The sequence below is a fragment of the Rhodococcus sp. ENV425 genome (assembly GCF_002887785.1).
GTDB lineage: Bacteria > Actinomycetota > Actinomycetes > Mycobacteriales > Mycobacteriaceae > Rhodococcus > Rhodococcus aetherivorans.
The window spans coordinates 1-8,639 of record NZ_PCZU01000132.1 but is presented as its reverse complement, the minus strand read 5'-3'; the positions used below and the strand labels follow the sequence as shown (position 1 = coordinate 8,639).

The 8,639-nt window shown below is 71.8% G+C and carries 7 protein-coding genes and 1 pseudogene; 1 reads left to right on the top strand and 7 read right to left on the bottom strand.

The features are described from left to right. The 4 genes from purH to CQZ88_RS10330 all read right to left on the bottom strand — a co-directional run. On the bottom strand, positions 1-1,533 hold a 1,533-nt coding region (gene purH / locus CQZ88_RS10345), incomplete at its 3' end, for a bifunctional phosphoribosylaminoimidazolecarboxamide formyltransferase/IMP cyclohydrolase (RefSeq protein WP_102799703.1). After that, positions 1,520-2,167 (bottom strand): phosphoribosylglycinamide formyltransferase, encoded by a 648-nt coding sequence (gene purN, locus CQZ88_RS10340; protein WP_081637056.1) that lies wholly within the window; start codon positions 2,165-2,167, stop codon positions 1,520-1,522. The genes purN and purH, both read right to left, overlap by 14 nt. Positions 2,168-2,221: 54 nt before the next feature. Then, entirely contained in the window at positions 2,222-3,880 is a 1,659-nt protein-coding gene (locus CQZ88_RS10335) for a DUF6350 family protein (protein ID WP_102799702.1), read from the bottom strand. 66 nt (positions 3,881-3,946) lie between these two features. Further along, positions 3,947-5,176: a DUF5336 domain-containing protein gene (locus CQZ88_RS10330; protein ID WP_168579298.1), complete on the bottom strand. Its 1,230-nt coding sequence runs from the start codon at positions 5,174-5,176 to the stop codon at positions 3,947-3,949. Between the two features lie 107 nt (positions 5,177-5,283). Here CQZ88_RS10330 and CQZ88_RS10325 point away from each other — a divergent pair, with 107 nt between their 5' ends. After that, complete coding sequence (locus CQZ88_RS10325) at positions 5,284-5,907, top strand: YigZ family protein (RefSeq protein WP_050036291.1); 624 nt, start codon at positions 5,284-5,286, stop codon at positions 5,905-5,907. 70 nt (positions 5,908-5,977) lie between these two features. Here CQZ88_RS10325 and sucD read toward each other — a convergent pair whose 3' ends face one another. The 3 genes and pseudogenes from sucD to CQZ88_RS10310 all read right to left on the bottom strand — a co-directional run. Further along, positions 5,978-6,880 (bottom strand): succinate--CoA ligase subunit alpha, encoded by a 903-nt coding sequence (gene sucD / locus CQZ88_RS10320; RefSeq protein ID WP_003937757.1) that lies wholly within the window; start codon positions 6,878-6,880, stop codon positions 5,978-5,980. Positions 6,881-6,895: 15 nt separating this feature from the next. After that, on the bottom strand, positions 6,896-8,065 hold the full coding sequence (gene sucC / locus CQZ88_RS10315; protein ID WP_102799701.1) for an ADP-forming succinate--CoA ligase subunit beta: 1,170 nt from the start codon (positions 8,063-8,065) through the stop codon (positions 6,896-6,898). A 144-nt stretch (positions 8,066-8,209) separates the two neighbouring features. Then, positions 8,210-8,639 (bottom strand): annotated as a pseudogene (locus tag CQZ88_RS10310) (hypothetical protein); the annotation flags it as partial.

Genomic DNA, 8,639 nt, shown 5'->3' with positions numbered 1-8,639 from the left:
CAGGGTCACGCCGGCCTCGCGAGCGGCCTCGATCACCTCGTTGTCGCGCACCGAACCACCCGGCTGCACGATGGCCTTGACGCCGGCCTCGGTGAGCACCTGCAGGCCGTCCGCGAACGGGAAGAACGCGTCCGATGCGGCGACGGATCCGGTGACACGGTCCCCGGCGCGTGAGACCGCGAGCCGGGCGGAGTCCACGCGGTTGACCTGGCCCATGCCGACGCCGACGGTGGCGCCGCCCGCAGCGAGCAGGATCGCGTTGGACTTCACGGCCCGGCAGGCGCGCCAGGCGAACTCGAGATCCGCGAGGGTCTCGGCGTCGGCGGCCTCGCCGCAGGCCAGCTCCCAGTTCCCGGCCGAATCACCCGGCGCCGTGAGGGTGTCGCGCTCCTGCAGCAGCATGCCGCCGGAGATCTGACGCAGCTCGATCTGCGCCGCCTGCGGCGAGTCGGCCCGCAGGATGCGGATGTTCTTCTTGCGGCTGAGCACCTCGACCGCGCCGGCCGCGTACGCCGGGGCGATGATCACCTCGGTGAAGATCTCGGCGACCTGTTCGGCCATCGCCACGCTCACCTCGCGGTTGACGGCGATCACGCCGCCGAACGCGCTCACCGGATCGCACTCGTGCGCCTTGCGGTGCGCCTCGGCGACGGTGTCGGCCACCGCGATGCCGCACGGGTTGGCGTGCTTGATGATCGCGACGCACGGCCGGTCGTGGTCGTGCGCGGCGCGCCAGGCCGCGTCGGCGTCCTGGTAGTTGTTGTAGGACATCTCCTTGCCGTGGAACTGCTCGGCGCGGGCCAGGCCCGGCTCGCCGGCCTCGTTCACGTACAGCGCCGCCGCCTGGTGCGGGTTCTCGCCGTACCGCAGCACGGCCGCACGCTGCCACGTCGCACCGGCCCAGGCCGGGAACTGCTCGGCGGCGTCCGCCTCCGGGACGGCATAACCGGCGTTCATCCAGCTCGCCACCGCCACGTCGTAGGCGGCGGTGTGCTGGAACGCCTGGGCGGCAAGGGCTTTGCGCTGCGGCAGGGTGAAGCCGCCCGCCTTGACGGCGTCGAGCACGTCGTCGTACCGGGCCGGGTCGACGACGACGGCGACCGACGGATGGTTCTTCGCGGCGGCACGCACCATGGACGGGCCGCCGATGTCGATCTGCTCGACGCACTCGTCGGGGGTGGCCCCCGAGGCGACGGTCTGCGTGAACGGGTACAGGTTCACCACGACCAACTCGAACGCCTCGACACCGGGCTCGGCGAGCTGGTCGAGGTGGTCCTGCTTGCGCGTGTCGGCGAGGATGCCGGCGTGCACTCGCGGGTGCAGCGTCTTGACCCGGCCCTCGAGGCACTCGGGGAAGCCGGTCAGGTCCTCCACCTTGGTGACGGGGATGCCGGCGCCGGCGATGGTCGCGGCCGTGGAGCCGGTGGAGACCAGCGCGACACCCGCCTCGTGCAGACCCGTCGCCAGTTCGACCAAACCGGTCTTGTCGTAGACGCTGACGAGTGCACGTCGCACAGCCTTACGTTCGGTCACTGGGGATCACGGCCTTTCGTCCATCGGATACAACTCCACGGGTGGCGACGGCGGCGACCACGTCGGCCAGCAACCGTCGCTCCACAACCTTGATGCGTTCGTGCAGGGTGGCCTCGTCGTCGTCGTCGAGGACCGGCACGGGTTCCTGCGCCAGGATGGGGCCGGTGTCGACACCGGCATCGACCAGGTGCACGGTCGACCCGGTGACCTTCACCCCGTAGGCGAGGGCGTCGGGGACTGCGTGCGCGCCGGGGAACGCCGGCAGCAGCGCAGGGTGGGTGTTGACGATGCGGCCGCCGAACCGGTGCAGGAAGGTCGGCCCCAGGATCTTCATGAAACCGGCGGAGACCACCAGGTCCGGCTCGTGCGCGGCGACGGCGTCGGTGAGGGCGCGGTCCCACGCGGCGCGGTCCGGGTGCTCACGCAGCACGACGCGGAGATGCGGGATGCCGGCGGCCTCGGCATGCCCCTCGGCGGCGCACTCGCGGTCCACTCCGACGGCGACGATCCGGGCGGGGTACCCGTCCGTGTGCGTCGCGTCGATCAGCGACCGCAGCAGGCTTCCGGTGCCCGAGGCGAGGACGACGACCCGTGCCGGCGCAGTCGGCGGCAGCTGGTCACGCGAGGCAGTCAGCGCTCTACTCCTGGAACTCGAGAGGGGTCGGCCGGATGCTCGGCCGGGTAGAGCCTAGCCCTTGGGGGGTGCGGCCCCCTCCGGCAGGTCACCGTTGCGCTCCGGCGGCGCGCCGGCATCCTGCTCGGTTACGCCGGACCCGCCCGGCTCGTCGGCGGCGTCCTCGAGTTCCGCGTCGGCGACGTGCACACGCTCGTCGTCGGCGGGGTCCTCGCGCTCGGTGCCGGCGACGGCGGGCGCCCCGGCGTCGCCTGCGGCGTCTGCGTCGCCCCCGGCGTCGGCGGCGTCCTGCTGCCCCTCGGGGCCGTCCTCGACGATCTCGGCCTCGAGCACGTCGGCGGCCGGCGTCGCCGGGCCCGCCTCGAGCGCCTTCGCCTCGTCGAGCGGGGTGGCGTCGGCCTCCTCGACCGGCTCGTCGCCGTCGGGATTCTCGGCGGCGGCGGTCTCCGTGGCGGACTCCTCCGCGGCGGCCGACGCTCGGGCGGCCTCCGCCGCGGCCAGGCGGTGCTCGCGCCACAGCAGCAGCTGCGACGTGACGAGGCCCAGCAGCCCCGACCACGCGAATACCAGAACCCCGGCAAGCCACCAGTTTCCGCCGACCACGCCGAAGATCCCCAGGGGGCCACCGGCGACCCACGTGGCCAGCGCGCTCGTCGCGCCCGCGAGCGCCGCCGCAGCGACCACCGTGAGCGCGGCGTCGGTGGACGACACGTACTCCCCCCGGGCCCGCGCCTCGAGGTGGCGCTGGGCGACGTACCGTCCGAGCAGCGCACCCACCGTCGCGGGAACGGCCAGCAGCACCGGCCAGAACGGCGCGGCCGGTCCCGGTGGGATCACGGCGAGCACCGGCAGCGCGGGCAGGTCACCGCCGGTCGCCTCGAACAGGCTCAGGGTCACGTCGCCGAACTGCACCGTGCTCCCGGCCACCACGGCGGCGGCCCCGATCAGCACGTTGGGCAGGTACAGCACCGACAGCACCGTCAACCCGAACGCCCCGGTCACTCCCCCGCCGCGGCCGATCAGGTCACCGACCACGGTCCACGACCACAGCAGCCCGAGTACGGTCACCACCCCGGCCGCCGCGAACATCCCCAGCACCGCGCGGGCCGCGGGGCGCACGGCGGCGACCAGCCAGTTCGGCACGCCGTAGCGGACGGACAGCGGCCGCCACGTCCGGGCACCGATGCCGAGCCCGGCCCCGAGCAGGTAGAGGGCCGTCACCCAGGCCAGCGCGGCCGCCGGATTGGGGGTGACGACGGGCAGGACACTCGCCGCATCCTGGATCACGATCAGTGCCACGATCGTGATCACCGTCGGACCGGCGAGGGTGGCCACGGCGATGCGTGAGGCGTTCCGACGATCGAGCGGACGGCCGCCGAGCGCGACGAAGGCGTCGGTGGCCGAACGCGCGGCCCGGGCGGTCAGCCACACCAGCACCGCCGTCGGCAGCAACGGCAGCACGCCGAGCGCTACCCCGTCGATCGTCAGCGTCACCTGATGCAGGGCCAGCCAGCTTCCCGCGATCGCCGCGTAGATGCCGGTCAGGTCGCTGCTCGCGGCCACCATCGTGGTCACCACCAGCGTGGCGATCAACGCGAGGGTCACTGCCGGCACCCTGGCCGCCGTGCCGAGCAGGATCCGCAGCTGCTCCGGTTCGACCGGGTTGCCTTCCGGGGTGGTGCGCCGGTCGGACCGGCCTAGCGTCGAGGTCATCGTGTCGAGAGTGTCACCCGGCGACGGTCGTGACGGTCAGGCGCGCCGCAGCACGTGCGGGAGCCGTCACCGCGGCTCGTCACCGGGGCGGAACGCCTGCGTCGGCGCCGGGTCCGACGTCCGCTCGGCGTCGTCCTCCGACGGACGCCCCGCGGCATCCTGCTCGGAATCGGCGTGCCGGGGGGCGAGCACGGTCGGCTCGTCCGCGCCGCCACCGGCGGGCTCCCCCGGCCGGCCCGAAGGACCGGGCGACCCGGCGCCGTACGGGGCCTGGGCTCCCGTCGGGGTGTAGGCCTGCTGGCCGGGGTGCTGCCCCTCGGATTGCGGCCGGTCGACGCGCAGCGGCTGGCTCAGGTGCTCGGTCTGGGCGCCGTAGTCCGGGCTGGGGTAGTGCTCGCGCGGCTGCGCGCCCGAGTACTGGGTGCCCGGGTACTGGGATCCCGGGTACTGTCCGGACGGGTGCTGCCCGGACGGATACTGGCCGGTGGAGTACTGCCCCGACGGGTACTGCCCGGTGGAGTACTGCGGCTGCTGGTAGCCGGGGTACTGCGCCGAGGACCCCGAGGGGTAGGCCGAGGACCCCGAGGGGTAGCCGGAGCCCTGCGTTCCGTATCCGCTCGACGCCGCGCCGGGAGCGTAGCCCTGACCGGACGGATAGCCCTGCCCCGCGCCGGCACCCTGCGCTCCGTAGCCCTGGCCGCCGTACCCCTGACCGCTGTAGCCCTGGCCGCCGCTGTACCCCTGGCCCACGCCCTGCCCGCCGCCTCCCTGGCCGCCGAACGACTGCGCGGGCGCGCGGCGCTGGCCGGGCACCAGGATGCCGATCCCGAAGAGCAGCGCCATCAGCGCGAGCGCAGTCTGCAGGAAGCCGAGGACGAGGATCGACACCCCACCCCACGAGATGCCGGTGTCGTCGGGCAGGTGGAAGAGCTGGAACAGCGACACCACGAAGCCGACCGCGGAGGCCGCCACCGCAACGGAGCGCAGGTCCTGACCCGGTAGCAGCGACAGTGCCGCGGCCGCGCCACCGAAGAGCAGGAAGGCCAGCGGCACGACCGCGAACCCGAAGTCGAACGACGACAGCGCAACCTGGGTGCCGAAGGAGATCCGCACGTACGGGGCCAGGCCGAGCAGGAAGTTCAGCACCGCCAGCACCGCGACGGCGATCGGCAGGAGCAGCGGCACCACCTTGTCGGAGCCACGGGAGGCGAGGCTGGATCCGCCCCCGGTCGACGACCCCGTGGGACCTGACGGGGTGTCGGACCGGCCCGTTCCCGAGCCTGCTGGGTAGGTCATCGCTCCTCCTGATGTCGTCGGCTGCTCTGTGACCAGCCTAGGCACGATCACCGTGGGCGGCAGGAGTCCCGCGAATCCGGCTAATCCCCACCGGCGAGAATGTGCGCATGCCCAGCACCCTCGAGCCCGGAGCGGACGTCGTCGCCGAGACGGAGATCAAGCATTCCCGCTTTCTCGCCGCGCTGCGTCGCGTCGACTCGGATACCGCCGCGCTCGCCTTCGTCGAGGAACAGCGGAGGCTGTATCCCGATGCGCGGCACCATTGCTGGGCCTTCGTGGTGGGCGACGAGCCGGCGCACCGGGCGGAACGGTCGAGCGACGACGGGGAACCGGGTGGCACGGCCGGGGTGCCGATGCTGCAGGTGCTGCACCATCGCGATCTGGTGAACGTCGCGGTGGTGGTCACCCGCTGGTTCGGCGGCATCAAGCTCGGCGCGGGGGGACTGGTCCGGGCGTATTCGGGTGCGGTGGCCGTCGCGGTCGACGCGGCGACGCTGGTGCCGCGGGAGCGACGGGAGGTGTTCACCCTGGCGGTGGGGCACGGTGACGCCGGCCGGGTGGAGTCGGAACTACGGGGCCGCGGGGTGAGCGTGCTCGACGTGTCCTACACGGAGCGTGTCGTCTTCACGGTCGCGGCCCGGGATGCGGCCGGGTTGCGGAGCGTGGTGGCGTCGGCGACGGCCGGCGCCGGCGAGCTCGAGCCCGTCGGCACCGAATGGGTGGACGGGTAGGCAGCGGAGCTGCCGGTGCGTCCTTTGGGCGGTCAGGACCGCCCAAAGGACGCACCGGCGGCGGAGCCGCCTACAGCGACTGCAGGATCTCGCGCGCGAGAGCGGCGGTCTCGGACGGCGTCTTGCCGACCTTCACGCCGGCCGCCTCGAGGGCGTCCTTCTTGGCCTGCGCGGTGCCCGAGGAGCCGGAGACGATGGCGCCGGCGTGGCCCATGGTCTTGCCCTCCGGAGCGGTGAACCCGGCGACGTAGCCGACGACCGGCTTGGTCACGTTGGCCTTGATGTAGTCGGCCGCGCGCTCCTCGGCGTCGCCGCCGATCTCGCCGATCATGACGATGAGCTTGGTCTCGGGGTCCTTCTCGAACGCCTCGATGGCGTCGATGTGGGTGGTGCCGATGACCGGGTCGCCGCCGATGCCGATGGCGGTGGAGAAGCCGAAGTCACGCAGCTCGAACATCATCTGGTAGGTCAGGGTGCCGGACTTGGACACCAGGCCCACCGGGCCCTTGCCGGAGATGTTGGCCGGGGTGATGCCGACCAGCGACTCGCCCGGGGTGATGATGCCGGGGCAGTTGGGGCCGATGATCCGGGTCTTGTTGCCCTTCTCGACGTTGTAGGCCCACGCGTACGCGGTGTCCTGCACCGGGATGCCCTCGGTGATGACCACGAGCAGCGGGATCTCCGCGTCGATGGCCTCGATGATGGCGTCCTTGGCGAACTTCGGGGGGACGAACGCGATCGAGACGTCCGCGCCGGTCTCCTTCATCGCCTCGGCGACGGTACCGAAGACGGGCAGCTCGACGGCCGAGCCGTCGGCGGCGGTGTGGGACACAGTGGTGCCGGCCTTGCGGGCGTTGACGCCGCCGACGACCTGGGTACCGGCCTTGAGCATCAGGGCGGTGTGCTTGGTGCCCTCGCCGCCGGTGATGCCCTGGACGATGACCTTCGAGTCCTTGTTGAGGAAGATAGACATGTTCTCCGTGTGTCCTTACTTCGCGGCGTGCGCCAGCTCGGCGGCCTTGTCAGCGGCCTCGTCCATGGTTCCGACCAGCGTGACCAGCGGGTGGTTGGCGTCGGCCAGGATCTTGCGGCCCGCCTCGACGTTGTTGCCGTCCAGGCGGACGACCAGCGGCTTGTTGGCCTCGTCGCCGAGGATCTCCAGCGCCTTGACGATGCCGTTGGCGACCGCGTCGCACGCGGTGATGCCACCGAAGACGTTGACGAACACGCTCTCGACCTGGCCGTCGTTCAGGATGACGTCCAGGCCGGCGGCCATGACCTCGGCGGACGCGCCGCCACCGATGTCGAGGAAGTTGGCGGGCTTGACGCCGCCGTGCTTCTCACCGGCGTACGCGACGACGTCGAGGGTCGACATGACCAGGCCCGCGCCGTTGCCGATGATGCCGACCTGGCCGTCGAGCTTGACGTAGTTCAGATCGTGCTCCTTGGCCTTGGCCTCGAGCGGATCGGTGGAGTCCTTGTCCTCGAGCTCGGCGTGCTCGGGGTGGCGGAAGCCCGCGTTCTCGTCGATGGTGACCTTGCCGGCGAGGGCGAGGATCTGATCGTCGGGGGTGCGCACGAGCGGGTTGACCTCGACCAGGGTGGCGTCCTCGGCGACGAAGACCTCCCACAGCTTCTGGATGGTCACGGCCGCGGCGTCGAGCACGTCGGCGGGCAGGTGGCCCTGCTCGGCGATGCTGCGCGCGAACGCGAGGTCGACGCCCTTGACGGCGTCCACGGGAACCTTGGCGAGACGCTCGGGCTTGGTGGCCGCGACCTCCTCGATCTCCATGCCGCCCTCGACCGAGCACATGGCCAGGTAGGTGCGGTTGGCCCGGTCGAGCAGGAAGGAGATGTAGTACTCCTCGGCGATGTCGCTGGCCTCGGCGACCAGGAGCTTCTTGACGATGTGACCCTTGATGTCGAGGCCGAGGATGTTCTCGGCGTGGGTCTTCGCATCCTCGGGGGTGGCGGCGTACTTCACGCCACCGGCCTTGCCACGACCACCGGTCTTGACCTGGGCCTTGACCATCACAGGCTTACCGATTTCCTCGGCGATCGCCTTGGCATCGTCGGCCGTGTCGGTCACACGACCCAGCGACGTCGGCACACCATGCTTGGCGAAGAGTTCCTTCGCCTGGTATTCGAAGAGATCCATCTGCTCACCGTCTCGTCTGCGTTGACGCCCGCTCGAGGGGTATGAGCGGGTCCGTTCGGACTGTAACTAGTCGGAAGTCCCACCAAACGCCCGCACTCCTGGTATGTGTCGCATGTCACCGGAGCGAGGGGCCCGAGGGGTACCTCACGGATTTTCCTCCCGGATTGTGAGCCACGCCGCAGCCAGGAGGAACACCACCCCAAGGATTGCAGGCAGTGTGAGGACGCCGTTCACCGGCTCCTGCTCCGGGCTCCGCACGAGCAACCACGACGCCGCATACAGGGCCACCGACGCCGCCGCGCCGAGCAGCAGCACACCGCCCCGGGCCGGCCGCGACCGCGCTGCGACCAGCACCGCTGCGACCACCGCGACGGCGAGCAGCACCCGCCCCCACACGTCGTAGCCCCACGGATAGCCCAGGACCGAACCGGCCCCGGGCTGCACCGGCAACAGCACACCGGCACCGGCGACGAGAGCCGCAGCCGCGCCCACCGCGCGCACGACCGGCCCGGCGATCCGTTCGACGGAGGTGTCGATGCCGTCGCGTTCCGCACCCCCGGCCAGCACGACGAGC

What these genes read in the sequence shown, in the direction of transcription:
- CQZ88_RS10335 (WP_102799702.1), bottom strand. Translation starts at nt 3,880, where the DNA reads ATGACCTCGACGCTAGGCCGGTCCGACCGGCGCACCACCCCGGAAGGC.
- CQZ88_RS10330 (WP_168579298.1), bottom strand. Translation starts at nt 5,176, where the DNA reads ATGACCTACCCAGCAGGCTCGGGAACGGGCCGGTCCGACACCCCGTCA.
- CQZ88_RS10325 (WP_050036291.1), top strand. Translation starts at nt 5,284, where the DNA reads ATGCCCAGCACCCTCGAGCCCGGAGCGGACGTCGTCGCCGAGACGGAG.
- sucD (WP_003937757.1), bottom strand. Translation starts at nt 6,880, where the DNA reads ATGTCTATCTTCCTCAACAAGGACTCGAAGGTCATCGTCCAGGGCATC.
- sucC (WP_102799701.1), bottom strand. Translation starts at nt 8,065, where the DNA reads ATGGATCTCTTCGAATACCAGGCGAAGGAACTCTTCGCCAAGCATGGT.